Consider the following 23,678-nt stretch of genomic DNA (forward strand, 5'->3'; position numbering starts at 1 on the left):
CCGCCCGCCGTGGTCTACTTCAACAGCATCGAAACCGACCAGCAGGCGCAGGCAGTAGCTTAAACATCCTCGAAAACTGTCCAAGGATCGGGGAGTAGCTCAGCTATGCGACGATGATGGCGCATCTACCTCTCTCGATCCACGAAATTCCCGGTGAAACGGCTACCTCGGTTGCCTCGCGGCTTGCTCACTCCAACGGGGTTCAGTTTCGTGAGTTCCTTCAAGATATGGGCATTTCGGTAAGTGGCCTGCTCGGAGGCCAGGACGAGGATCTGGAAGTTCTGGCTGATATTTCCGGCATTGGTCTCGTTCAGTTGCGTCAGAACACGCCATTGATCGGACGCAATACGTCCTGGTTCAGACAGGAAGCGTTCCCATCCTCGGCAATGGATAGCAGTGTGGTTCGGGGCTGCCCGGAATGCCTGCAGATCGCTCCTGCGATCCAGGGGATCTGGATGCTTCCGTTCATATCCATATGCGCGCAGCACGGCCGGCCACTGGTCGAGCTTTGGTCAGGGCCGCGTTCGCTGGATATCTTCGATGTATCGATGCGAATCCAAGGGGTCGATCTCTCGGAGCTTTGTGCCGAAGAGACGAGGGAACCGACCAGTTTCGAACTATGGGTCGCGGCCAGGCTGGACGAGACCTCCGACCAGGACGTCTGGCTGGACGGGTTTGATCTCGTCTCTGTATCTTCGTTCTGCGCTGAACTCGGCCGGGCTGCAATCGCGACGCGGATTCCCAAATCCCGGAAGTTGCAGCCTGATCGTGCCTGGTGGCCACTCGACGTTGGTTTTTCGCTCTGTGTTCGGGGCGCGGAAGCCTTGTCGCGTTCTCTGTCCGAACTCCAGGGCCTGATGGGGTGCCCTGAGATGGGGCCCCGAAAAATCTTCGGTGGTCTGCATGACCTGTTGGCAAGCGACCCGTGTCCTGAGGGTTTGTGGGCATTCCGGGAGCACCTTCGGTCGCACATTCTTGCGACCTGGCCGCTCGCGCCCGGCGACGAGGTCCTTGGTGAGCCTGTCTTGCGGCGTTACCGGATGTCGCTCAGCTCGGCCGCGGCGCTTCTGGGGGTTCACAGGGAGCAGGTCCTTGAGGAGCTTCAGCGGGACGGGACAACGGTTTCGTTGGATCAGCCTGAGGGCTGGCAGATTTTTGGATTTGCGGATGTGAAAGAAGCGCTTGCTCGGCTCAACAACGGGCTGGAACGGGGCGCCTTCTGTGCGGCGCTGTCGTTGAGTGCGCGCCAGTTCGCTGAACTGGAGCACGATGGGCTGGTTGTGGTCGGTCAGAGTGGCCGCTTTGACCCGCTGGCGGCGCAGGACCTGGTGGACGGTCTGCTGGTCGGCGCCGAGCCTGTCTATGTCGCGATGCATGACTGGTGCAGCCTGAGCGAGGCGGCAAAGCGGCTAAGGCTGAGCTTGCCGCAATTGATCGGCGACATCCAACGTGGCCGGTTCCTGAGGATCGGAAAATATGTTCCGAAGACAGGCTTCGCTTCAGTTCTGGTCAACCTTGGGCATCTTGGCCAGGAGGATGAGGCGATTTCCATGGAGGCCTTCGCGGCGGGTCTGGGACTTCGCACAACGGAACTCGTAACGTTCTATCGTCGGAACGATTTGCCGCATCGCAGGGTCAAGGGGCCAAGAGGCGGTGCCCAGTCACGGCTCTCAACCGGGGACAGGAAAGCCTTTCTGGAGAACTATATCAGTTTTCGCAGTCTCGGGGTCAGGGCTGGCCTCGCTTGGGATGTGCTGACGGCAAGGCTGGAAGACGAAGGGATTGCTCCGGTCAAGGGGAGCGCCCGGATCTATGACCGGGCGGCGGTTGCCTATATTCTGGAATGAATTTGGGCAGGCAGCCCGATTTCACTTGACGGGCTTGCGCATGCTATTGCTTTCGTTTGCGCAGACTTCTCCTTTTTCTGGCAGCAACCCGGGCATCCGGGCTTGCCCCGCCCGCTTTCCTCCGATCCAGACCGCCTTCACCGCGCGGTCGTCGCCCATCATGATCGTCGGGAAAAGCTGCTGCCACAGGGTTTCCGCCCGCGCCGCCGCTTGCGCGATGGCCGGGGTCGAGGCGAGGTCGATCACCGCCAGATCGGCCTCCATCCCCGGGGCGATATTGCCGATCCGGTCTTCGGCCCGCAAAGCGCGGGCCGAGCCCTGGGTCGCCAGCCACCAGAGCTGCGCCGGATGCAGCGCCTGCCCCCGCAGCTGCGCCACCTCATAGGCGGCGGCCATGGTGCGCAGCATGGAAAACGACGAGCCGCCGCCGGTGTCGCTCGCCAGCCCCACCCGCACCTGCCGCGCCAGACCCATGTCGAACAGGCCCGAACCGATGAACGTGTTCGAGGTCGGACAATGCACCACCGCCGCCCCCGCCTCGGCCAGCCGGGCCTTCTCGCGGTCGGTCAGCCAGATCGCATGGCCATAGACCGCCCCCTCGCGCAAAAGGCCCTGGGCCTCGTAAGTGTCGAGATAGTCGCGCGATTGCGGGAACAGATCCTTCACCCAGGCGATTTCGTCGGTCTGTTCCGACAGATGGGTCTGCATCAGGCAATCGGGGTATTCGCGCCACAAGGCCCCGAGCGCGGCAAGCTGTTCGGGCGTCGAAGTCGGCGAGAACCGCGGCGTGATCACATAGGACAGCCGGTCCTGGCCATGCCATTTCTCGAGCAGGCGCTTCGAATCGTCATAGGCTGACCCGGCGGTATCCCGCAGCCCCTCGGGCGCGTTGCGGTCCATGCAGGTCTTGCCGGCGAAGACCCGCATCCCCCGCGCCCGCGCCGCCGAAAAGATCGCATCGACCGAGGCCGGATGGATCGTCGTATAGGAACATACCGTGGTGGTGCCGTTCGCGACCACCAGATCCAGGTAGCGCCCGGCGATCTCATCGGCATAGGCCGGGTCGGAAAACCTCATCTCCTCGGGGAAGGTATAAAGGTTCAGCCAGTCGATCAGCCGCTTCCCCCAGGAGGCGATGATCGCGGTCTGCGGGTAATGCGCATGGGCATCGACGAACCCGGCCGAGATCAGCGCCGAACCGTAGTCGTGAATCCGCGCCTGAGGGTGGCGCGCGCGCAGATCCGCCGCCTCGCCCACCTGGGTGATGCGGCCCGCATCCACCAGCACCGCGCCCCGGGTCAGATGGCGCGCAGCCGCCTCGCCCAGAGCGAAAGGATCGCCCGTGTAACTCAGCACCTGTCCCAGCAGAAGATCCATCGCCCGTCCTCTCGTCTCAGGGATGTTACAATAAACCCTGAAACGCGAAAGGAAATCCGCCGCTGCCCCCTGTTTGTCGCAAACGGCATCCGGTAAGCTCTGGCGAACCCCCGGAACATGGAGCCAGCATGAAGGAAACGGCCGCCGAACGGGACGAGGAAGACATCGCCGCCGAGCGCCTGACGGCGGTGCTGGCAGCGGTGGAGGCGCGCGATGCCGCGGCGCTGGATGTGCTGCTCGACCCTTTGCACGCAGCCGATATCGCTGACCTTCTGGAACAGATCTCCCCCTCCGAGCGCGCGGATCTGCTGGCGCTCTGGCATGGCGGGATCGACGGCGACGTGCTTTCCGAGATCGACGAATCGATCCGCGAACAGGTGATCGAATCGCTGCCGGACGAGGTGGTGGCCGAGGCGGTGCGCGAGCTCGACACCGACGACGTGGTCGACATCCTCGAAGACCTGGACGAGCCGGCGCAGGAAAAGATCCTCGATGCGCTGGAAGACGCCGACCGGGTGGCGGTGGAACAGGCGCTGGCCTATCCCGAATATTCCGCCGGCCGTCTGATGCAGCGCGAGGTGGTGGTGGCGCCCGAACACTGGAAGGTGGGCGAGGCGATCGACTTTCTGCGCGGCGCCGAATGGCTGCCCGACCAGTTCTACCATGTGATCCTGACCGATCCGCGGATGAAGCCGGTGGGCTATGTCACGCTTGGCCGCATCCTCTCGGCCGCGCGCGAGACGCCGCTGAAAGAGATCGTCGAGGACAGTTTCCGCACGGTGAAAGCCACCGACGAAGAGGCCAATGTGGCCTATATCTTCAACCAGTATCACCTGATCTCCTGCCCGGTGGTGGACGAGAACGGGCGCCTGGTCGGCGTCATCACCATCGACGATGCGATGAACGTGCTGGACGAGGAACACGAAGAGGACATGCTGCGCCTCGCCGGGGTGGGCGACGAAAGCTCGATCTCGGACGGGCCGGTGGCCACCGCGCGCCAGCGTCTGCCCTGGCTCGTGGTGAATCTGTTCACCGCCTCGCTCTCGGCGCTGGTGATCGGCCAGTTCGAGGCCACCATCGCCCAGATCGTGGTGCTGGCGGCGCTGATGCCGATCGTCGCCTCGACCGGCGGGATCGCGGGAACCCAGTCACTGGCGGTGGCGGTGCGCGCCCTTGCGACCCGCGACCTGACCCGATCCAACGCCGCGCGGGTGGTGCGGCGCGAGTTGTTCGCGGGCATTCTGAACGGCGTCGGCCTGGCGGCGATCCTCGGCCTCGCCGGAACGCTGATCTTCGGCGATTACCACATCGGTGTGGTGCTGGGCATGGCGATGATCGTGAACCAGATCGTCGCCGCGCTTGGCGGCGTGGTGGTGCCGCTCACGCTGGAGCGGTTCGGGCTGGACCCCGCGCTTGCGTCGGGGACCTTCGTGACGACACTGACCGATGTGATGGGCTTCTTCGCATTCCTGGGGCTGGCGACGGTGATCCTGCTATGAAAGACGTGAAATCGGCGGCACGGGCGGCGGCCTTCGCCGCGCGCGAGGCGGCCCATGCGAAGGGCCAGGGCCAGGCGGCGGAACTGCTGGCGGATTTCCTGGCGCCGCATCGCGGCAAGGTGCTGTCGGGCTATATGCCGATGCGCAGCGAGATCGACCCGCTGCCCGCCATGGCCGCGCATCAGGGGCCGGTAGGCGTGCCGGTGATCCCGGGCCGCGATCAGCCGCTTCGCTTCCGCGAATGGTCGCCGGGCTGCGCGCTGGTCGAGGGCACGTTCAAGGCGCTGGTCCCGGCCGAGGGCGCCTGGCTGGAGCCCGAGGTGGTGATCGTGCCGCTGCTGGCCTTCGACGGGCGCGGCTACCGGCTGGGCTATGGCGGCGGTTTCTACGACCGCACGCTGGAGCTGCTGCGCGCCCGCCGCCCCACCCTGGCCGTGGGCTTCGCCTTCGCCGCCCAGGAGATGGCGGGGGTCCCGATCGAGCCCACCGATCAGCGGCTGGATGCGGTGGTGACCGAACAGGGCGTGCGGCTGTTCTGACCGGGAGCCGTCCGGCCCCGGCGCGGCAGATCACCCCAGCCCTTGTCAGGAGTGCAGAGCCCCCCGCCCCGAGCGGCCGGGTCCGTCTTTCGCCATCTGCGGCCCTTCGGGCAGCATGCGGCTGGTCAAACGGCATTCAGCGCCCCGGCCGGAGATGCCACAGGAGGGCGGTTCCGGGATGACTTCCATCCGCACTGAACGGCGTGCCGTCGCAGCTGGCAGGCTGCGCGCGTGGGGATCGCTCCCGGAGGGCGGACGGCGCAGGCTGCCTGATCCCCGGCCAGAGATCCGCTGAAGGCGCATCGCACGGGCGGTCGCCGGGGCATGGTCAGCGCAAAGCCGCGCCCTGCCGCCGGCATAGCCTGCGAGGATGCGAACCCTCCCGAAACCACCCGGGGCCCGACCGGCAGATCGGGGCGGGGATGGCCGGTTTCGGGCAACCGCAGAGCCACGCCTCCGCAAAGCGCGGCCCCGGGGGCTGACCGCAAACGCGATTTCGGGGCGGGAGATCCCTCCCCCGCCGCCGGAACGCGGTTGCCTCAGAACAGGAAGTCGTTGGTGTCGAGCTGCGAGAGCAGCATGTTCTGCAAGGTCACGCTGCCATTGTCGGGCAGGAACAGCACGACATCCGCCCCGTCCTGCTGCGCCCCGGAGATGATCTGGCGGACCTGCGCGCGGCTCATGTCATCCAGTTCGATCCGGTCCTGGCCATCCTCGAAATCGAGGATGATGTCATGCCCGTCGCCGCGCTCGAAGCCGAAGATATCGGCGCCGCTGCCGCCCAGCAGGATGTCGTTGCCCCGGCCCCCTTCCAGCTGGTCGCGGCCCTCGCCGCCTTCCAGCCGGTCGTTGCCTGCGCCGCCGTCGAGTTCGTCGTTGCCCGCACCGCCGAGCAGCCGGTCATGGCCGCTGCCGCCATCCAGTTCGTCATTGCCCGCGCCGCCGTCCAGCAGATCGTTGCCGGCGCCGCCGTCGATCTCGTCATGGCCCGCCTCGCCGAACAGACGGTCGTCGCCGCTGCCGCCATCGAGTTCGTCGTTGCCCTCGCCGCCGCGCAGCAGATCGTTGCCCGCGCCGCCCTCCAGTTCATCCGCACCCGCGCCGCCGAAAAGCTGGTCGTCGCCGTTGCCGCCCCAGAGCGAGTCGTTGCCCTCGTCGCCCGACAGGGTGTCGCGCCCGTCGCCGCCGTAAAGCTGGTCGCGGCCCTCGCCGCCCGACAGGCTGTCGTCGCCGAGGAGACCGAAGATCCGGTCATCGCCGCCCAGACCCGCCAGCCAGTCGGCAAGCCCGGTGCCCTCAAGCGTTTCCGCCCTTTGTGTGCCATTCTTGCGGATCATACCCTTACTCCTTTGCTGCACATTCCATACCGAAGGTGATTCCACCCTTTCCGAAGAATGGAATCCTGCCGCTGACAGCAGGCTGACCGGCCCTGTCAGCGAAACGTCAGAAAGACCGGCCGGCGAGCAGATCGACCCGAAAGCCGATCGTCATCCCGAAATCGGTGCCGTCATAAGCCGCGATCGTCGAACGGCGGCGTTCGGCGAAGCCGCCCAGCTCCAGCCTGCCGACGGGCACCGAGAGGTTGAGCCGCGTCACCCGGTCCTCGCGCGGCTGGCCGAAGAAGGCGCCGCCGCCGGTCGTCTCGCGGCTGGCAGAAAGGCCGATGCGGTGCCCGCCGATCTGCCCGGCCCAGCCGATCCCGAACGAGCGGAGCACGAGGTTGCGGCCGGGAATTTCCTCTCCGCCCCCCGCGCGCAGCGTCCAGAGGCCACCCCCCGCCGCAAGCGTGGCGAGCGAGGCCTGCACGACGGCCCGCTGGTCGCCGTCCAGGCTTTCGCGCCCGGGCGCCAGCACCAGCCGGTGCAGGCCCAGACGGCTCGCGAACAGCATCCGGGGGCCGAGCGTCGCGCTCAGGTGGCGGCTGACAGACAGGCTGTCGTCCTCGCGCCCGGCCTGAAGGCACAGATCGAACCAGCTCCAGCGGGCGGCCGGCTGTTCGGCGCAGGCGCGCAGCGACAGGTCCAGCCGGTGGAAACCATAGGTCGGCTCGGCCTCGGCGGTGATGCTGCCCGCCAGCGTCAGCCGCGCGGCGGGCGCATAGGTGAAGGTCTGCCAGCGCGTGTAGCGCAGGCCGAACAGCACGGCATCCTTCGCCCGGGCGTCCTCGCTGACGCTGAATTCCAGCCCGCCAAGCACGAAACTGTCCGCGGGCAGGCCATCGTTGACGTTCGGCACATGGCGCAGCACCGGCACCAGCGACTGGCCCCGCGACAGAGGCTTTATCCCCGGCCCGGCAGGCACGTGCAGGAAGCCCTGTTCGCGCAACAGCGCATGGCCCCCGGGCGAGATCTCTCCCCCGGCCCGGCTGAGCGCGAACAGCGCGAGATCGGGAAACCCTTCCTGCAAGGCGAGGCCCGCGTCCTGCGCCTGCGCCGCCAGCGGCAGCCAGAGCGCAAGCGCGAGCCCCAGAAGACGCCTTTTAGTCGAAGTCACGGACCCCCCGGAAGATCAGGCCGAGCCTGCCCGCATCGCTGGTCGCGGTGCCGGTGCCCGCCAGCGCATCCGCCCCGGCGCCGAGGAAATCGCCGTCGATGGCGCCGCTGACATTGCCGGGGGCGCCCGCCGGGCCGGTCAGGCGGCCGTCGATATCGGCGGTGAACCCGGATCCGGCGATCTGACCGCCGCTCAGCCGCAGCGTGCCGTGCATTTCCTGGCCGGAGCTGGTGTTGAAATCGTCCAGCTCGCCGGTGATCGTGCCGCTGGCGAAATTGGCGCGCAGGTCGAGCTCGCCGATCATCTGCGCCGAGGCCAGCGAGGCGGGCGCAGCGCCAAAGGCCATACCGACGATGCCCTCATATTCGGCCGAGCCGCGCGCGGGCATCGCGCCCGCAGGCGTGGGGGCAAGCCTGTCGGTCTGGACGACCAGCCCGGCACCGCGCGCGGAATCGGCGGCATATTCGGCGGCGGGGCTGTCCGAGCCTCCGCCCGCGCAGGCGGAAAGCGCGGCGGCAGAGGCAATGAGCGTAAGAGATCTGAACAGAAGCATCCTGGTGTCTTTCCTTGTGATGGGGGGCGGCTCAGTCGTCGGCGCGTTCGCTGAGCACCTCGCCGGTCGCGGCCTCGATGATGGCCTCGACCCGCGCGCCCTGGGGCGAGATCGCCTCGACCTCATGGGTGCGGCCGTCGTCCTCGGCGCTGCGCACCACATAGCCGCGGCTTTCAAAATCCAGCACCGTGGCCGACAGGGCGCGGACCGGCTTTTGCTGCGCGAGGGCCGGTGCCGCGAGGCAGATCAGCGCGAGGGTCGCAGCGGGGATACGGATCATGGGGAACACTCCTTCCTGAATCGGGATGCGCCCTTATCGCGCCCCGGCCCTGACGTGGGACTGACGGCATTTGTCAGCGAAATGTCAGCGCCGCCGTGCTACCCACGGAACCATGACCGGCCCTGCCCGCCTTCTTTTCTGTCTTGCGCTGGCGGCGGCCCTGCCCCGGCCCGCCCCGGCCCAGGAGGCCGCGGCGCTTCCTCCGGTCGAGTTCGAGGACGGGCTGGACGCCGGTTTCGCCCGCGCCGCCGTGCTGCGGGGCGAGATCCTGCCGCTCGATCAGGTGCTGGACGTGCTGCGCGCCCATGTCACGGGCGAGCTGATCGAAATACAGCTTGAGATCGAGGAGGGCGTTCTGATCTACGAAATCGACCTGATCTCGCCCGACGGGCGGCTGATCGAGGTCGAGATCGACGCCGCCACCGGCCGGCTGTTGCAGCTTGAGGAAGACGAGGATGACTGACCCGGGCCGGGGGCGCCGATGCGCTGCCTGATCGTCGAGGACGATCCCCGTATCGCGGCCGATCTGGCCGCGGCGCTGACCCGTGCCGGCTTTCTCCCAGAACAGGTGGCGGACGGCGACGAGGCCTGGTTTCGCGGCGGCACCGAGGATTACGACCTGGTGATCCTGGATCTCGGCCTGCCGCGGCTCGACGGGCTGACGGTGCTGAAACGCTGGCGGGCCGAGGGGCGCGACATGCCGGTGCTGATCCTGACCGCGCGCGGAAGCTGGACCGAGCGGGTCGAGGGCATCGACGCCGGGGCCGACGACTACCTGCCCAAACCGTTTCGCATGGAGGAACTGGTCGCCCGCGCCCGCGCGCTGATCCGCCGCGCCTCGGGGCGCATCAATCCGGTGCAGAAGCTCGACCGGCTGGTCCTTGACATGAACCGCCAGACCGCCTCGGTCGACGGGCGACTGCTCAACCTGACGCCGCTGGAATGGCGGGTGCTGATGTGCCTCGCCCATGCCGGGGCGCGGGTGGTGACGCCCCCGGAACTGCTGGAACAGCTTTACGGCGACGACGATGCGCGCGAGGCCAACGCGCTTGAGGCGGTGATCGCCCGGCTGCGCCGCAAGACCGGCCCCGGCATCATCGGCACGAGGCGCGGCTTCGGCTATTATTTGGAAACCGCATCGTGAAAGAGCGCGGCGGCTCGATCCGGCTCCGGCTGCTGCTGGCGGCGCTGGCCACCATCGTGCCGGTGCTGGCGCTCTCGGCGCTTGGGCTGACGCTGCTGTTCGAGCGCCAGGCCATCCGTCTGGCCACCCAGGACCTGGAAACCCGCGCCGGTGCGCTGATCGCAGGGTTCACCAGCCGCGCGGCCCCCGCCCCGCCGGCCGAAACCGCCGGGGGCGATCCCGGCTATCAGAAGGCCTATTCCGGCCAATACTGGCAGATCGGCTTCGGCGGCCGGATCTGGCGCTCGCAATCCTTGTGGGATCAGATCCTCGCCGTTCCCGAAACTCCGCCCGCGGGCGCAGAGGTCAGGATCCTGGAGGCCCCGGGCCCCGACGGGCAGCAGTTGCTGATCCTCGACCGGGTGATCCTTGTCGGGCCGGGCGACGCGCCGGTCAGGATCACCGTCGCCACCAGCCTTGCCCGGTTCAAAGAGGCGCGCGGGCTGTTTGTGCGCGACGTGCTGCCGTTCATGGTCGCGCTCGGGCTGTTCCTGATCCTCGCCTCGGTGGTGCAGGTGGCGCTCGGGCTGCGCACTTTCGCCCGCATCGGCCGCGACATCGAGGCGCTGGAAAGCGGGCGGCGCAGCCGGCTGGGGCACGACATGCCGCGCGAGCTGCGCCCGCTGGCCACCGCGGTCGACCGGCTGATGGACGAGCGCGACCGCCGCATCGCCCGCGCCCGCAACCGTGCCGCCGATCTGGCGCATACGCTGAAGACGCCGATACAGGCGCTGCTCGGGGTGACAGCGGGGCTGCGCGCGCGCGGCGAGGTCGGAGCCGCCGATGCGGTCGAAGAGATCGCAGGCGCGATCACCGGCCAGCTTGACCGCGAGCTTGGCCGCGCGCGGATCGGCGCCGAGGGCACCGCCGCGCTGGCCCGGGTGGTGGCGAGGATCGTCTCGGTCCTGCGCCGCACCGCCCGCGGCGAAGAGATCGCGATCACCGTCGATGTGCCCGAGGACCTGCTGGCGCGGATCGACCCGCAGGATCTGACCGAGGCCGTCGGCAGCGTGGCCGAGAACGCCATGCGCCACGCGCGGACCCGGGTCTGGTTCCGCGCCGTGGCCGAGGGCGCCCGCCTGCGGCTTGAAATCCGCGACGACGGCCCCGGCGTGCCCGCGGACATGATCGAGGCGCTGCTGCTTCGCGGGGTGCGGCTGGACAGCGGCGGCACCGGCCTCGGCCTCGCGCTGGCGCAGGACATCATGGATGCGGCGGGCGGAGAACTGCGGCTGACCAACCTGAACCCCGGCTTCGCCGCAACGCTTGAACTGCCGCGCGGGTAAGAGCCTGAGCGTCCCACCGGGTCAAAAGAGGCGGACCAGCACAGGCCACAGACGCCCTCCCCCGTTCAGCGCGAGGAACCGGCGCAGCAGGGGCCCGCATGATCGCGTCCCCGCCCCGGTCACAGCGGCATCTCACCCCGGACGGGAGAGCGGGGACGCACGAGGCCCCCCGGGAAAGCTGCCGCCCGAAGCCGGGCGGAAACCGATGCCACCGGACGCATCGGGAATGCGGCCCACCTGGGACGGCAGACCCCGACGCTCAGTTGTCCATCTTCAGCGCGTTGATGAAGGCGGTCTGCGGGATTTCCACCTTGCCGAACTGGCGCATCTTCTTCTTGCCTTCCTTCTGCTTCTCCAGAAGTTTGCGCTTCCTGGTCGCGTCGCCGCCGTAGCATTTCGCGGTCACGTCCTTGCGCATGGCGGAAAGCGTCTCGCGCGCGATCACCCGGGCACCGATGGCGGCCTGGATCGGGATCTTGAACATATGGCGCGGGATCAGCTCTTTCAGCTTTTCGACCATCACCCGGCCGCGCGCCTCGGCACGGTCGCGATGCACCATGATGGAAAGCGCATCCACCGGCTCATCATTGACGAGGATCGACATTTTCACGAGGAAATCCTCGCGGTATTCCGACAGCTGGTAGTCGAAGGACGCATAGCCCTTGGTCACCGATTTCAGCCGGTCGTAGAAGTCGAACACGACTTCCGCCAGCGGCAGATCGTATTCCACCATCGCGCGCGGCCCGGCATAGGTCAGGTTCAGCTGAATGCCGCGCCGGTCCTGGCAGAGTTTCAGGATATCGCCGAGGTATTCGTCCGGCACCATGATCGTCGCCTTGATGCGCGGCTCCTCGATATGGTCGACGTAAGTGAGGTCGGGCATATCGGCGGGGTTGTGCAGATCGCGCACCTCGCCGTCTTTCATATGCAGCTTGAACACGACCGAGGGCGCGGTGGTGATCAGGTCGAGGTCGAACTCGCGCTCCAGCCGCTCGCGGATCACTTCCAGATGCAGAAGGCCGAGGAAGCCGCAGCGGAAGCCAAACCCAAGCGCCGCCGAGGTCTCCATCTCGTAGCTGAACGAGGCGTCATTCAGCGCCAGTTTCTCGATCGCGTCGCGCAGCGCCTCGAAATCATTGGCATCCACCGGGAACAACCCGCAGAACACCACCGGCTGGGCGGGTTTGAACCCCGGCAGCGGCTGCTCGCAGGGTTTGCGCTCATGGGTGACGGTATCGCCGACCCGGGTGTCGCGCACCTGTTTGATCGAGGCGGTGAAGACGCCGATCTCGCCCGGGCCAAGCTCGGCGATGTCGGTCATCTTGGGTTTCAGCACCGCCAGCCGGTCGATCGGATAGACCGCGCCGGTCTGCATCATACGGATGCGCTCGCCCTTTTTGATCACGCCGTCCATCACGCGGATCATCACCACCACGCCGAGGTAGCTGTCATACCATGAATCGACCAGCATCGCCTTCAAGGGCGCGTCACGCTCGCCTTTCGGGGCGGGCAGGCGGGTGACGATGGCCTCCAGCACATCGGGGATGCCCATCCCCGACTTGGCCGAGATCGGGATCGCATCGGATGCGTCCAGCCCGATCACATCCTCGATATTCGCCTTCACCCGCTCGGGGTCGGCGGCGGGCAGGTCGATCTTGTTCAGCACCGGCACGATCTCATGCCCGGCGTCCAGCGCCTGATAGACATTGGCAAGGGTCTGGGCCTCGACGCCCTGACTTGCATCCACCACCAGGAGCGATCCCTCGACCGCGCGCATCGAGCGCGACACCTCATAGGCGAAATCGACATGGCCGGGGGTGTCGATCAGGTTCAGGACATAGGTCTGCCCGTCCTTCGCCGGATATTCGATCCTGACCGAGTTGGCCTTGATCGTGATCCCCCTCTCGCGCTCGATATCCATCGAGTCGAGCAGCTGCGATTTCATATCGCGCTCGGCCACGGTGCCGGTCATCTGGATGAGCCGGTCGGCGAGGGTGGATTTCCCGTGGTCGATATGGGCGACGATCGAGAAGTTGCGGATCAGGTCAAGCTGGGTCATGGGCAGCGGATATAGCCGGAAGCGGGGTTGCCGGGAAGAGGGGGCCGCAGGGTGGCGGAGCGGATTTTCGTGGTTTAGCCTTGGCCGCAGCCAGAGGGCCGGCGACAAGGCGGCAAGATCGGGACGGCTGCGGAGAAAACATGCCGAAATCGCAGGTGAAAATGCTGCTCGCGCTTCTGGGCGCAATCCTGATCGGAGGCGCGATCACGGCGGCGGTGAATCTCTGGCTGGCGGGCCGGCTGGTTCATGGCGCGGTCGATTTCGCGCGGCTGGTCTTCGTCGGCGAAACGGTGGCGGGGCGGGTCGACATGCTGGAAGGTGCCGATCCGGCGGAGGGGGGCTATGCCCTGATCCTCGGCGATCTGGTCACCGGACGGGGGCCGCGCCTCGTGACCGACCCCACCGCAATCCGCGCCATCGCCCCCGACCTCTGGTATATGCAGGAGGGGCGCGAGGGAGGGATCTTCGCCGCCGCCCCCGACCCGGCAAAGCCGCAGATCGAGGTGGGCGCCCTGTTGCGCGACGGGGTGACGCTGCGGCAGTTCTACTGCCCCGAGGAAAGCTGCCGGGGCGGGTTCGCGGGAACCGAAAGCGGCCTCGGCAGGCTTTACGGGATTGATCCGCCGCCCGGAATCGCCGTCGAACATGTCACCGGCCATTACCAGAACCACGACAGCTATCTGGCCGCCCATGCCGCGATTGCCGCCGATCCCGACCGCTGGTTCGCGGTTCCCGGCGCCGAAACCCCGCTGCCGCGCGACGACAGCCCGGCGCAGATCTCTGTCACCCTGCCCGCCGAACTGTTGCCCTACGACTCTGGCGCTGCATCCTACGAGGCCGAACGCGAGGCCGAAGCGGCGCTGCAACGGATCGGGCTCGGCTGGCTCGGGGATGCCGGGGGCGAGGTCCGGGTGCAGAAATCCTGGCCGATGGATCTGCCGGTCGAGGCGCCGCCCCCCACCGAGGGTCAGGCAGAGCTGGACCGGCTGCCGGGCCTGAGCTACCGCGAGCGCCGGATCATCCTCGACGTGGCGCCGGCCGGGCTCGATGCGGTGCTGGAGAGGATCGACCTCTCCGGGTTTGCCGCGCCCGATCTGCTCGGGCTGGACGATGCGCTGTATCACGCCTTCGGAGCGGCGGGCTACGACACCGCCTGCCTGCCGGGCTGCGCCCGGGTGCGCTCCGGGCGAATCAACCACCCCGCCGGGATCGAGATCCGCCCCGCCCCGGCCTGGCGGATCGAAAGCTGGCGGCCGCTGCCCGACGCGTGATCCGCGCCCATCCAGGGGGTGCGGCCCCGCGGCTCCCCTGGCCGTTGTGGCCCCGGCGATTCCCTGCCTGGCCGCGGTGCGGCATTGAAAAAACCGGCGATTTCTGGAAGAATTGTTGCCACAAAAATGACCGCAAGGCGGAGGGTAACCCCGCCCCGGCACAAGAGGCAGATCATGAAGAAATCTTTCGTTTCCGCGGCATTGGCCGCCGCTGTGCTGTTTTCCACCGCTTCGATGACTTTTGCGGGCCCGATAGAATCGGCCTGCATGCGCTCGGGCCGCGAGGCGGCGAGCCGCGCGCTCTGCGGCTGCATCCAGCAGGTGGCCGACATGACGCTGAAGGGCGGCGACCAGCGCCGCGCCGCCAAATTCTTCCGCGACCCCGATCTGGCGCATACGGTCTGGATCTCGCAAAAGCCCGCCGATGACGCTTTCTGGGACCGCTACAAGCAGTTCGGCGCCATGGCCGAGGCCTATTGCGGCGGCTGATCACCGCTTCGGCCGGGCGCAGCGCCCGGCCTGCCTTCTGCGCAACGGCTCTGATCCGCCCGCGCGGAGGCGGAGAACAGCCCTGATCCTTCGCGGCGACGGGGGCCCATGGGGTCTGGAAACCACCCTTTCCTGGACGATGAAAGGCCATCCTGACCGGCGTCCTCCCCTGCCCCGGGGGGTGGACCTTTACCCTGGTTCGGGCGCGGGCAAACAGCGGCGACGGGATATCGTCACGGAGCTTTCCCCGCAAGCGCACGGCGCTTCCTCTTCCAGCCCCCCACACGCATGATCTGGCTAAACCGCGCCGGTTGTGCCAGTTCTGGGGCCGGATTTTCCTTACCCGCGCGAGTATCATGGCCCCCGCATCCGCCCCTTCCGATCCTGGCGCTCCTGGCGGGCTGCGGATCGGCGCGGCCACCGGCCACGGGCTTCCCGAGGCCGCCCTCTCGCTTAATCTGAAAGCGGGTTTCACCTTCCCCGCCCATATCCCGCGCATCTTCATCGCCGATTTCGCGGCCCTCACCCGCTTCGCCCCCGCCTCCGGCGCGGCTTTGGGGCTGACCGGCCGCCGGACGCGCGCCCGGCATGAGAGCCGCCGGCCATATGCGCGCGCCCGTCCCTCGGCAGGCGGATTTCTCCGGCCAGACCGGCTGGCAGTTGCGGCATTCCGGCAGGATCTCTCCCGCCGCTTTGCCATCGGCAGGCGGTCTCACCGCCCTGTCGGGGATGACCTGGCCGGTTTCGCCCTTGCGCACCGGCTATGCCCCCCCCGTTGCGACACGCCCGGAGGCCGGGCATGAGCGCGCCGAAAGGCTGGCAGTTGCGGCTCTGGCTGGGGCTGCGTCCGCTGCTCCAGCCCGTGATGCGCCGGGTCCTCGAACGCCGTCTCGCGCGCGGCAAGGAGGACCCCGCCCGCGTCGGCGAGAAGCGAGGCGAGGCGACGCTGCCCCGCCCGCCCGGCCGTCTGGTCTGGCTGCATGCCGTAGGTCTGGGCGAGGTGCTGGCGCTGCGCCCGCTGATCGCTCAGATGCGGGCCGAGGCGCCGGATCTGCATTTCCTGATCACCTCGACCGCGCGGTCCTCGGCCCGGGTGATCGGCGCCAATCTGCCGCCGGGCTGCGTACATCAGTTTCTGCCGCTCGACGGGCCGGATTTCGTGGCGCGCTTCCTCGACCACTGGCGGCCCGCGCTGTCGGTCTGGTCCGAGCAGGATCTCTGGCCCGGGGTGATCCACGACACCGCCCTGCGCGGCATCCCGCTGGCCTGGGTGAACGCGCGGATGAACGCGGAAAGCCACCGCAAGCGCGCCCGCGCCCGCGGGCTTTATCGCGACACGCTGGCGCGGTTTGCGCTGATCTCGGCCCAGGACGAGGCCACCGCGCGGCATCTGCGCGACCTTGGCGCGCGCGCGGTGCAGGTGGATGGTTCGCTGAAACCCGCCGCCGAGCCTCTGGGCGCCGATCCCGCCGAACTGGCGCGGGCGCGCGCGGCGCTGGCGGGGCGGAAGGTCTGGGTCGCCGCCTCGACCCATGCGGCGGACGAGGCGGTGGTGATCCAGGCGCAGGCCGCGCTCGCGCAAGACGACCCCGCGCGGCTGATGATCCTTGCCCCCCGCCTGCCCGACCGCGCCGATCAGATCGCCGCCGCGCTGACCGCCGCCGGGCTGCGTTTCGCCCGCCGCAGCCGGGGCGAGTTCCCGGGGCCGGACGCCCAGGTCTGGCTGGCGGACAGTTTCGGCGAACTCGGCCTCTGGTATCGGCTGGGCGAGACCGCCTTCATCGGCGGCTCTTTCGGGTCCCTGGGCGGCCACAACCCCTGGGAGGCGGTCTGCCTCGGCCTGCCGGTGCTGCACGGCCCCGACACCCGGAATTTCGCCGCCGATTACGCCGGGTTGCACGAGGCTGGCCTCGCCCGGCTCATCACCCCCGGCGAGGCGGCCAACGCCCTGCGCGCGCCCGCCACCGACATCCGCACCCGCGCCCGGGCCCTGGTCGAGGCCGCCCGCGCCCGGCTGCGCCCGCTTGCCCGCGACCTTCTGGCCCTGACGACATGATCCTGACCCTGTTCCTTCTCGCCTGGCGGCTGCTCTGGATACCGCTCCTGCCGGTGGTGCTGATCTACCTGTGGCGCCGGGGCGCAAAGGATCCGCTCTACCGCGCCTCTCTGGCCGAGCGCTTCGGCTTTTACCGCCGCCCGCTGCCGATGGGCGCGATCTGGTTCCATGCCGTCAGCCTTGGCGAGACGCGCTCGGCCACGGCGCTGATCCGGCTGTGCCTCGATCGCGGCGACAAGGTGGTGCTCACGCATTTCACCCCCGCCGGGCGGCGCGAATCCGCGCGGCTCTTCGCGGCCGAGATCGCCTCGGGCCAGCTGGCCGCGGTCTGGGTGCCCTTCGACATGCGCTGGTGCTGGCGCCGCTTCTTCCGCGCCTGCCGCCCGGTGATCGGCCTGACGCTGGAGGTCGAGATCTGGCCCGCGATGATCTTCGGCGCCCGCGCCGCCGGTGTGCCGCTCTACATGTGCAACGCGCAATACCCGGCCCCTTCGCTGGCGCGCGACAGCCGGGGGCTGCGGCTGCGCCAGCGGGTGATCCGGGGCTTTGCCGGGGCGTTCGTCAAATCCGGCCTCCAGGCGCGGCGCTTTGCGTCGGTCGGGCTGGAAAACATCACCGTCACCGGCGAGTTGCGCTTCGACCAGCCGGTGCCGCCCGGACAGCCCGAGGCCGCGGCGCGGCTGCGCCCGCGGCTTGCGGGGACGCGCGAGGTGATCGCCATTGCAAGCGGCGTCGAGGCCGAGGAGGCGCTCTATCTCGACACCATCCGCGCGCTCTGCCGCCCCGGCGGCCCGCTTTTCGTCTATGTCCCGCGCGCGCCCGAGCGTTTCGATGCCGTCGCCGCCGGGCTGGAGGCCGCGGGGCTGAAGGTCCTCCGCCGCAGCACAGCACTCGGCCCGGGGCCGGAGGGCCTTGCGGACCTCAGGATCGCCCCGGCGGGCGATGAGGACGTGCTGCTCGGCGACAGCCTTGGCGAGATGTTCTTCTACCTCGCGCTGGCCGACCGGGTGGTGGTGGGCGGCGGGTTCAACCCGCGCGGCGCGCATAACGTGATCGAGCCGCTGATGATGGGAAAGCCGGTGCTGACCGGCTCCTGGACCTGGACCATCGAATATCCCTTCACCGAGGCCGAGGCCGCCGGAGTCGCCCGCAGCCTGCCCGACAGCGCCGCGCTGGCCGGAGCCCTGGCGCAGCCGGCCGACGGCACAGGCGACCGGATCGCCGCCTTCCTGAGCGAGCATGCAGGCGGCAGCCGCCGCACCCTCGCCGCCATCGACCGTGTGATCGGGCGCAGCGGCTGAGAAGATATTCCTATATCCGGCGCTCAACAAAACATCGTTCCACAAGGGCGATGCCGGGGCGCACCCTGTTCCACGGCTGCGCCCCTGGGCAGGCGGCTATCCTTGATCGACAAATCTGGTCGTAATTTCCTTGCCCGACCCCGGCGGGATTGCAAAAATCCGCCTGTCGGGCGCCGCAAACGCCGCCTGCCCCCCAAGCCTGTTCAGCCAGGAGGACGAATCCCGTGACACCCCGCCACAAGATCCCGCCGCGCCGGCTTTTGCCCGCCCTGGCGCTGGCGCTGCTGCCTGCCGCTGCTTTCGCCGATGCCCCCGATCTCGCCGATGCCGTGCTGGCCGCGCCCTGCGCAAGCTGCCACGGGCCGGACGGGCGCTCACCCGGCGCGATCCCCTCGCTGAGCGGATTGTCCGAGGCGCGGCTGGTCGAAAAGCTGACCGCCTTTCGCGATGCGCCGCCGCCCGGCACCACGGTGATGACGCGGCATATGAAAGGCTATGACGACGCGCAGATCGCGGCACTCGCCCGCTATTTCTCGGAGGCCGGCCAATGAACAGGATCACTCGCAGAACGGCTCTGACCGGGATCGGCGCCGGCCTCACGCTGGCGCTGCCGGGCCTCGTTAAGGCGCAAGGCGCCGCGGCCCATGTGGTGGTGGTCGGCGGCGGCTTCGGCGGCGCGACGGCCGCGCGCTACCTGCGCCGCTACAACCCCGGACTGCGCATCACCCTGGTGGAACCCGCGACGCAGTTCGTCACCTGCCCGTTCTCGAACCTTTACCTTGGGGGGCTGAGAACCTGGGAGAGCATCACCCACGGCTATGACGCCATCCGATCCGAGGGGATCGGGGTCGTCCATGCCAGCGCCGAAGACATCGACGCCACCGCGCGCAAGGTGACGCTTTCGGACGGGGCGGTGCTGGAGTACGACCGGCTGGTGCTGTCGCCGGGCATCGACATCCGCTGGGGCGCGCTGGAAGGCTATGACGAGGCGGCGGCGGAGCTTGCCCCCCATGCCTGGAAGGCCGGGCCGCAAACCCAGCTTCTGAAGGCGCAGCTTGAGGCGATGGCGGACGGCGGCACTTTCGTCATGTCGATCACCGATGGCGCCTTCCGCTGCCCGCCGGGGCCTTACGAGCGCGCCTCGATGGTCGCCCATTACCTGAAGACCAACAAGCCGAAGTCGAAAATCCTGCTGCTCGACAGCAAGGAGACCTTCTCGAAACAGGGCCTGTTCCGCCAGGGCTGGGAGGCGCTTTACGGCGATATGATCGAATGGATCAGCGCCGACAACGACGGCAAGGTGGCCCGGGTCGACGCCGGCGCGCTGACCGTCGAGAGCGCCTTCGGCGTGACCCACAAGGCCGATGTCCTGAACGTGGTGCCGCCGCAAAAGGCGGGCTGGATCGCCGACCGCGCGGGCGTCACCAATGAGACCGGCTGGGTGCCGGTCAACGGGAACACCTTTGAATCGGCCCAGGTCGGGGGCATCTATGTGGTGGGCGACGCCACCATCGCCGCCCCAATGCCGAAATCGGGCTTCTGCGCCAATGCGCAGGGCAAGGTCGCCGCCGCCGCGATCACCGCGGACCTGGCGGGGCAAGAGCCGCCGCCTGCCAGTTTCGTCAACACCTGCTACAGCCTGATCGGCCCGGATTACGGGATCTCGGTCGCCGGGGTCTATTACTTCGACGGCGAGAAACTGGCCGAGCGCGAGGGCTCGGGCGGGGTCAGCCCGCTGGAAGCCGATGAGGCCTTCCGCCGGGCCGAGGCGACCTATGGCGCGGGCTGGTATGCCTCGATCAGCGCCGATACATGGGGGACGGTGTAACGGCGGGGTAAGAAGATGAGCGCAGTCTTTCTGGGCCTGATCCTCGGCGCGGTGTTCGGCGCCGCGGCACGGGCGGGGCGGTTCTGCCTGCTGCGCGGCATGAAAGGGGTGATGGGCGGGGGCGATCTCTCTGCCCTTCGCGCCTTCGCGCTGGCGCTCGCGGTGGCGATCCCGGGCACCCAGATCCTGAACCTCGCGGGGCTCACGGATCTGTCGGCCTCGCTGCCTTTGCGAGGGCAGTTCCCTGTGCTCGGCCTCGCGCTCGGGGGGGCGATCTTCGGGCTCGGCATGGTGATGGCCAATGCCTGCGGCGCCCGCTCGCTGGTGCTGTTCGCGGGCGGCAATCTGCGCTCGCTGCTGGTGCTTTTGTGCCTTGGGCTCGCGGCCCAGGCCAGCCTCACCGGCGTGCTGCTCCCCTTGCGTCAGGCGCTGCAACTGGGGGTGATCACGCCGCAATGGCTGACGCTGACCGACGCTTTCGCCTCGGTATTGCCGCGCGGGGCGGCGCTGGCGATTGCGGCGGGGGTGCCCGCGCTGGCGCTCTCGGCTTTCGCCTGGCCGCTGATCCGCCGCGCCCCCGTCGAGGCGCTGGCAGCCACGGTTGTCGGGCTTTGCGTGATCGCGGGCTGGTGGATCGTCTTTGCCACCGACGACCCGTTCGACCCGAAACTGCTGAATTCGCTCAGCTTCATCGCCCCCGTTGGCGAGGGGCTCTTGTGGCTGATGCTGGCCACCGGGCGCGAGGCGGGCTTTGCGCTGGCGGTGGTCGGCGGCACCATCGCCGGGGCTTTCGCGGTCGCCCTGATCACCCGCAGCTTCACGCTGGAAACCTTCGGCTCGGGACGACATTCTCTTTTTGCCGCCATTGGCGGAATATTCATGGGGTTCGGCGGCGTTCTTGCAATGGGATGTTCCATCGGGCAAGGTTTGACGGGTGTCTCGACACTCTCGCTGGCCAGTCTGGTCGCATTCCTCGGCATTCTCGCCGGTCTTGCACTCGGGCTGGTCATTTTACGCCAACCGAACACCGGAAGGTAAATCCCATGATCCGTCGCCGCAGCCTTCTTGTCGGAGCCCCGTCTCTGGCCCTGCTCGCCACCGGAGCCCTTGCCGCCCCTTCGGCCCTCACCCCGGAAACCATCCTTCTGCCGCGCGCGGGCAAGGGCCCGCGGATCGTGATCTGCGGCGGAGGCTGGGGCGGGCTTTCCGCCGCGCGCCATCTGCGCGAGGAACTGCCCGAGGCCGATATCGTCGTGCTGGAGCGCAATCCGGTGTTCTGGTCCTGCCCGATGTCGAACAAATGGCTGATCGACGTGGTGGACACTGCCTTCCTGACCCAGGACCTGCTGCATCCGGCGGCGAAATGGGGCTACCATCTGGTGCAATGCGAAGTCACCGCCATCGAGCGCGACAAAAAGCTGGTGCGCACCTCGAAAGGCGCGGTGGATTACGATTTCCTGATCCTCGCCGGGGGTATCCGCAACGCCTATGACGCCTGGTTCGGCGACGATGCGGCGGCGGCGGAATACACCCGGACGCATTTCCCCTCGGCCTATATCCCCAATGCCGAACATCTGGCGCTGAAGAACAAGCTGAAGAATTTCAAGGGCGGCACCGTGGTGATGACCCTGCCGCCGCCGCCGCACCGCTGCCCGCCCTCGCCCTATGAGCGCGCCTGCCTGATGGCCTGGCATTTCAAGGTGAACAACATCCCGGCGAAGATCCTGATCCTCGATCCGAAGCCGAAGATCGCCCCGATCGGCGCGGGCTACAAGGCGGCCTTCGACGAGCTTTACCCCGACATCATCACCCATGTGCCGAATGCGAAGGTGAAGGAATTCGATCCCTGGAACAAACGGATCATGACCGAGGCCGGGGATTTCGACTTCGACGATGCGGTGATCATGCCGCCGCACCAGGCCTCGGAAATGGTGTTCTACGCCGATCTGATCGGCACGACCGAGGACGGCAAATCCACCGGCTGGGCCGATATGAACCCCCGGCTGTTCCACGCGAACGCAGACGAAGACGTGTATATCGTCGGCGATTCCATGGGGGCAATCTCGCCGCATTTCGGGCATTATCCGAAATCGGGCCATGTCGCGAACTACATCGCGAAGATCGTGGCGGCGAATATCGGCCAGAGGGTGCGCGGCCAGGAGGTGGTGGCGGAACTGCCCGACAACCTGTGCTACATGCTGGTGAACGGCGATCCGCGCGAGGCGATCTCGGTCGAGTTCACCTATTCGGTGGGCTCGGACGGGCTGGTGCATCAGAACCAGATCGACATCGACGTGCGCACCCCCGATCTGCTGGAGGAAGATTTTGTCTGGGTCGATGGCATGTTCAATGACTTCCTGCGCTGACCTGACCCGGCGCAGGGTGCTGGTGGCGGGGGCCGCGCTTGGCGCGGGCCTCGTTTTGGGCCGCGCGCAGGCGCAGACCAGCAGCGCATCCGCGCAGCCCGACAGCAGGGAATCCGACCGGATCGCGGCGGATTTCCTCGGGGAGGCCACGGCCTTGCCGGAGGGCCTCGCGCTCGACCTGCCCGCGCTCGGCGACAACCCCGCGGCGGTGCCGGTGCGGGTGCATGTGACCGAGGCGATCACCGATGAGTTGTGGTGCGAGGAGCTGATCGTGCTGGCCGAGCGCAATCCGATGCCGCTGGCCTGCCGCTTCCGTTTCACCGCGGCAAGCGGTTCGGCGGATGTGGCGGTGCGGCTGCGGCTGATCGAGACGATGCACGTCCGGGCGCTGGCGCGGATGAGCGACGGGCGGATCCTTGAGGCCCGCCAGCAGATCACCGTCGCCGCCGGCGGCTGCGGATTGTAAGGCGAGGCGAGAATGGCAAATCCCCCCCGGATCTGGATCAGCAACGAGGCCCCCGCGAAAGACGAGATCGTCCGCGTCCGCGCCCAGGTCGTCCATGTGATGGAAAGCGGGTTGCGGCAGGACGAGGCCGGCAATCCGATCCCGCGCGACACGCTGGAGCGGTTCGAGGCCCGGCTGAACGAGGCGCTGCTGCTCGACTGGCAGCCCGAGACCGCGGTGGCGCAGAACCCCTATATCGAGTTCACCTTCAGGGCCCGCGAAAGCGGGGTGCTGAAGATGGTCTGGTCCGACGCAAGCGGCATCTTCGCCGAGGCCGAAAAGACCATCACCCTTTCCTGACGCCGCCGCAGGGCGCCGGTTTCTTCAAAGAAACCGGCCCGGAATTTTGCAAAATTCCGGCGCGTCTCACGCCTTTTCGACCAGACGCCCCAGCACCCGGCCGCCGAGGATATGCAGGTGATAATGCGGCACCTCCTGCATGCCATGCGCGCCCGCATTGGTGATCGCGCGATAGCCGTCAGAACCCGAAAGCCCCAGATCCGCGATCACCCCCGCCACGGTGCGGTGAAAGTCGACGATCTCGGCCTCGCTCGCCTCGGCGGCGAAATGGTCGAAATTGACATAAGCCCCTTTCGGGATCGCCAGCACATGCACCGGCGCATGGGGCGCGATATCGTGAAACACCAGCGTATGCGCGCTTTCGGCCACGGTCTTGTTGGGGATCTCGCCGCGCAGGATGCGGGCGAAGATGTTCTGCGGGTCGTAGCTCCAGGCCATGTCTTGCT

23 protein-coding genes are annotated in these 23,678 nt (G+C 68.0%); 16 read left to right on the forward strand and 7 right to left on the reverse strand.

Annotated features, from left to right (window positions below):
- The first annotated feature begins 113 nt into the window (after positions 1-113).
- Complete coding sequence (locus XINFAN_RS11425; protein WP_124086994.1) at positions 114-1,847, forward strand: TniQ family protein; 1,734 nt, start codon at positions 114-116, stop codon at positions 1,845-1,847.
- Between the two features lie 21 nt (positions 1,848-1,868).
- Here the strand turns inward: XINFAN_RS11425 and guaD are convergent, their stop codons facing one another.
- Positions 1,869-3,224, reverse strand: a complete 1,356-nt coding sequence (guaD, locus tag XINFAN_RS11430; protein ID WP_124086995.1) for a guanine deaminase — start codon at positions 3,222-3,224, stop codon at positions 1,869-1,871.
- A 128-nt stretch (positions 3,225-3,352) separates the two neighbouring features.
- Between guaD and mgtE the strand changes: the two genes are divergently transcribed.
- Positions 3,353-4,723: a magnesium transporter gene (mgtE, locus tag XINFAN_RS11435; RefSeq protein ID WP_124086996.1), complete on the forward strand. Its 1,371-nt coding sequence runs from the start codon at positions 3,353-3,355 to the stop codon at positions 4,721-4,723.
- Positions 4,720-5,262 (forward strand): 5-formyltetrahydrofolate cyclo-ligase, encoded by a 543-nt coding sequence (locus XINFAN_RS11440; RefSeq protein ID WP_124086997.1) that lies wholly within the window; start codon positions 4,720-4,722, stop codon positions 5,260-5,262. Before mgtE ends, XINFAN_RS11440 begins: the two co-directional genes overlap by 4 nt.
- A 539-nt stretch (positions 5,263-5,801) precedes the next feature.
- Here the strand turns inward: XINFAN_RS11440 and XINFAN_RS11445 are convergent.
- The 4 genes from XINFAN_RS11445 to XINFAN_RS11460 form a co-directional block, all read right to left on the reverse strand.
- Positions 5,802-6,599 carry a calcium-binding protein gene (locus XINFAN_RS11445; RefSeq protein ID WP_124086998.1) on the reverse strand — a complete coding sequence of 266 codons (798 nt, stop codon included), beginning with the start codon at positions 6,597-6,599 and terminating at the stop codon, positions 5,802-5,804.
- Positions 6,600-6,705: 106 nt separating this feature from the next.
- A complete protein-coding gene (locus XINFAN_RS11450; protein ID WP_124086999.1) occupies positions 6,706-7,755 on the reverse strand; it encodes a hypothetical protein in 1,050 nt (349 codons plus the stop codon).
- Complete coding sequence (locus XINFAN_RS11455; RefSeq protein WP_124087000.1) at positions 7,742-8,308, reverse strand: transferrin-binding protein-like solute binding protein; 567 nt, start codon at positions 8,306-8,308, stop codon at positions 7,742-7,744. The genes XINFAN_RS11450 and XINFAN_RS11455 overlap by 14 nt, the downstream gene beginning before the upstream one ends.
- A 31-nt stretch (positions 8,309-8,339) precedes the next feature.
- Positions 8,340-8,588 carry a PepSY domain-containing protein gene (locus XINFAN_RS11460; protein WP_124087001.1) on the reverse strand — a complete coding sequence of 83 codons (249 nt, stop codon included), beginning with the start codon at positions 8,586-8,588 and terminating at the stop codon, positions 8,340-8,342.
- 112 nt (positions 8,589-8,700) lie between these two features.
- On the opposite strand from XINFAN_RS11460, the gene XINFAN_RS11465 reads away from it, so the two are divergent.
- The 3 genes from XINFAN_RS11465 to XINFAN_RS11475 are packed head-to-tail and all read left to right on the forward strand — an operon-like array spanning position 8,701 to position 11,057.
- The gene (locus tag XINFAN_RS11465; RefSeq protein WP_124087002.1) at positions 8,701-9,051 is read left to right on the forward strand and encodes a PepSY domain-containing protein; all 351 of its coding nucleotides are present in this window, start codon (positions 8,701-8,703) and stop codon (positions 9,049-9,051) included.
- 18 nt (positions 9,052-9,069) lie between these two features.
- Positions 9,070-9,732 (forward strand): response regulator transcription factor, encoded by a 663-nt coding sequence (locus XINFAN_RS11470; protein ID WP_124087003.1) that lies wholly within the window; start codon positions 9,070-9,072, stop codon positions 9,730-9,732.
- Entirely contained in the window at positions 9,729-11,057 is a 1,329-nt protein-coding gene (locus tag XINFAN_RS11475) for a sensor histidine kinase (RefSeq protein WP_124087004.1), read from the forward strand. Before XINFAN_RS11470 ends, XINFAN_RS11475 begins: the two co-directional genes overlap by 4 nt.
- A 259-nt stretch (positions 11,058-11,316) precedes the next feature.
- On the opposite strand, the gene lepA is transcribed toward XINFAN_RS11475, so the two are convergent.
- The gene (gene lepA / locus XINFAN_RS11480) at positions 11,317-13,116 is read right to left on the reverse strand and encodes a translation elongation factor 4 (RefSeq protein WP_199286409.1); all 1,800 of its coding nucleotides are present in this window, start codon (positions 13,114-13,116) and stop codon (positions 11,317-11,319) included.
- Positions 13,117-13,256: 140 nt separating this feature from the next.
- Here lepA and XINFAN_RS11485 point away from each other — a divergent pair, with 140 nt between their 5' ends.
- The 10 genes from XINFAN_RS11485 to XINFAN_RS11530 all read left to right on the forward strand — a co-directional run bounded on the left by XINFAN_RS11485 (position 13,257) and on the right by XINFAN_RS11530 (position 23,232).
- Complete coding sequence (locus XINFAN_RS11485) at positions 13,257-14,387, forward strand: hypothetical protein (RefSeq protein ID WP_124087005.1); 1,131 nt, start codon at positions 13,257-13,259, stop codon at positions 14,385-14,387.
- Positions 14,388-14,561: 174 nt separating this feature from the next.
- Complete coding sequence (locus tag XINFAN_RS11490) at positions 14,562-14,876, forward strand: hypothetical protein (RefSeq protein WP_124087006.1); 315 nt, start codon at positions 14,562-14,564, stop codon at positions 14,874-14,876.
- Between the two features lie 799 nt (positions 14,877-15,675).
- Positions 15,676-16,932: a 3-deoxy-D-manno-octulosonic acid transferase gene (locus XINFAN_RS11495; RefSeq protein WP_160144603.1), complete on the forward strand. Its 1,257-nt coding sequence runs from the start codon at positions 15,676-15,678 to the stop codon at positions 16,930-16,932.
- Complete coding sequence (locus tag XINFAN_RS11500) at positions 16,929-18,233, forward strand: 3-deoxy-D-manno-octulosonic acid transferase (RefSeq protein WP_124087008.1); 1,305 nt, start codon at positions 16,929-16,931, stop codon at positions 18,231-18,233. Before XINFAN_RS11495 ends, XINFAN_RS11500 begins: the two co-directional genes overlap by 4 nt.
- Before the next feature lie 224 nt (positions 18,234-18,457).
- Entirely contained in the window at positions 18,458-18,784 is a 327-nt protein-coding gene (locus XINFAN_RS11505; RefSeq protein ID WP_124087009.1) for a c-type cytochrome, read from the forward strand.
- Positions 18,781-20,061, forward strand: coding sequence for an NAD(P)/FAD-dependent oxidoreductase (locus tag XINFAN_RS11510; RefSeq protein WP_124087010.1), 1,281 nt, complete (start codon positions 18,781-18,783; stop codon positions 20,059-20,061). Before XINFAN_RS11505 ends, XINFAN_RS11510 begins: the two co-directional genes overlap by 4 nt.
- A gap of 15 nt (positions 20,062-20,076) precedes the next feature.
- Positions 20,077-21,099, forward strand: a complete 1,023-nt coding sequence (locus tag XINFAN_RS11515) for a YeeE/YedE thiosulfate transporter family protein (protein WP_124087011.1) — start codon at positions 20,077-20,079, stop codon at positions 21,097-21,099.
- Between the two features lie 5 nt (positions 21,100-21,104).
- Positions 21,105-22,427, forward strand: coding sequence for an FAD-dependent oxidoreductase (locus XINFAN_RS11520; RefSeq protein ID WP_199286410.1), 1,323 nt, complete (start codon positions 21,105-21,107; stop codon positions 22,425-22,427).
- Positions 22,411-22,893: a thiosulfate oxidation carrier protein SoxY gene (locus XINFAN_RS11525; protein ID WP_124087012.1), complete on the forward strand. Its 483-nt coding sequence runs from the start codon at positions 22,411-22,413 to the stop codon at positions 22,891-22,893. The genes XINFAN_RS11520 and XINFAN_RS11525 overlap by 17 nt, the downstream gene beginning before the upstream one ends.
- A 12-nt stretch (positions 22,894-22,905) precedes the next feature.
- The gene (locus XINFAN_RS11530) at positions 22,906-23,232 is read left to right on the forward strand and encodes a thiosulfate oxidation carrier complex protein SoxZ (protein ID WP_124087013.1); all 327 of its coding nucleotides are present in this window, start codon (positions 22,906-22,908) and stop codon (positions 23,230-23,232) included.
- Between the two features lie 66 nt (positions 23,233-23,298).
- Here XINFAN_RS11530 and XINFAN_RS11535 read toward each other — a convergent pair whose 3' ends face one another.
- Positions 23,299-23,670, reverse strand: coding sequence for an HIT domain-containing protein (locus XINFAN_RS11535; protein ID WP_124087014.1), 372 nt, complete (start codon positions 23,668-23,670; stop codon positions 23,299-23,301).
- Positions 23,671-23,678: the final 8 nt, after the last annotated feature.

The organism is Pseudogemmobacter humi, assembly GCF_900609055.1.
Lineage (GTDB): Bacteria > Pseudomonadota > Alphaproteobacteria > Rhodobacterales > Rhodobacteraceae > Pseudogemmobacter > Pseudogemmobacter humi.

Bases quoted from the DNA above. Each gene is read 5' to 3' on its own strand.
- XINFAN_RS11425 (WP_124086994.1), top strand. From the start codon at position 114: ATGATGGCGCATCTACCTCTCTCGATCCACGAAATTCCCGGTGAAACG.
- guaD (WP_124086995.1), bottom strand. From the start codon at position 3,224: ATGGATCTTCTGCTGGGACAGGTGCTGAGTTACACGGGCGATCCTTTC.
- mgtE (WP_124086996.1), top strand. From the start codon at position 3,353: ATGAAGGAAACGGCCGCCGAACGGGACGAGGAAGACATCGCCGCCGAG.
- XINFAN_RS11440 (WP_124086997.1), top strand. From the start codon at position 4,720: ATGAAAGACGTGAAATCGGCGGCACGGGCGGCGGCCTTCGCCGCGCGC.
- XINFAN_RS11445 (WP_124086998.1), bottom strand. From the start codon at position 6,599: ATGATCCGCAAGAATGGCACACAAAGGGCGGAAACGCTTGAGGGCACC.
- XINFAN_RS11455 (WP_124087000.1), bottom strand. From the start codon at position 8,308: ATGCTTCTGTTCAGATCTCTTACGCTCATTGCCTCTGCCGCCGCGCTT.
- XINFAN_RS11460 (WP_124087001.1), bottom strand. From the start codon at position 8,588: ATGATCCGTATCCCCGCTGCGACCCTCGCGCTGATCTGCCTCGCGGCA.
- XINFAN_RS11465 (WP_124087002.1), top strand. From the start codon at position 8,701: ATGACCGGCCCTGCCCGCCTTCTTTTCTGTCTTGCGCTGGCGGCGGCC.
- XINFAN_RS11470 (WP_124087003.1), top strand. From the start codon at position 9,070: ATGCGCTGCCTGATCGTCGAGGACGATCCCCGTATCGCGGCCGATCTG.
- lepA (WP_199286409.1), bottom strand. From the start codon at position 13,116: ATGACCCAGCTTGACCTGATCCGCAACTTCTCGATCGTCGCCCATATC.
- XINFAN_RS11485 (WP_124087005.1), top strand. From the start codon at position 13,257: ATGCCGAAATCGCAGGTGAAAATGCTGCTCGCGCTTCTGGGCGCAATC.
- XINFAN_RS11490 (WP_124087006.1), top strand. From the start codon at position 14,562: ATGAAGAAATCTTTCGTTTCCGCGGCATTGGCCGCCGCTGTGCTGTTT.
- XINFAN_RS11495 (WP_160144603.1), top strand. From the start codon at position 15,676: ATGAGCGCGCCGAAAGGCTGGCAGTTGCGGCTCTGGCTGGGGCTGCGT.
- XINFAN_RS11500 (WP_124087008.1), top strand. From the start codon at position 16,929: ATGATCCTGACCCTGTTCCTTCTCGCCTGGCGGCTGCTCTGGATACCG.
- XINFAN_RS11510 (WP_124087010.1), top strand. From the start codon at position 18,781: ATGAACAGGATCACTCGCAGAACGGCTCTGACCGGGATCGGCGCCGGC.
- XINFAN_RS11515 (WP_124087011.1), top strand. From the start codon at position 20,077: ATGAGCGCAGTCTTTCTGGGCCTGATCCTCGGCGCGGTGTTCGGCGCC.
- XINFAN_RS11520 (WP_199286410.1), top strand. From the start codon at position 21,105: ATGATCCGTCGCCGCAGCCTTCTTGTCGGAGCCCCGTCTCTGGCCCTG.
- XINFAN_RS11525 (WP_124087012.1), top strand. From the start codon at position 22,411: ATGACTTCCTGCGCTGACCTGACCCGGCGCAGGGTGCTGGTGGCGGGG.
- XINFAN_RS11530 (WP_124087013.1), top strand. From the start codon at position 22,906: ATGGCAAATCCCCCCCGGATCTGGATCAGCAACGAGGCCCCCGCGAAA.
- XINFAN_RS11535 (WP_124087014.1), bottom strand. From the start codon at position 23,670: ATGGCCTGGAGCTACGACCCGCAGAACATCTTCGCCCGCATCCTGCGC.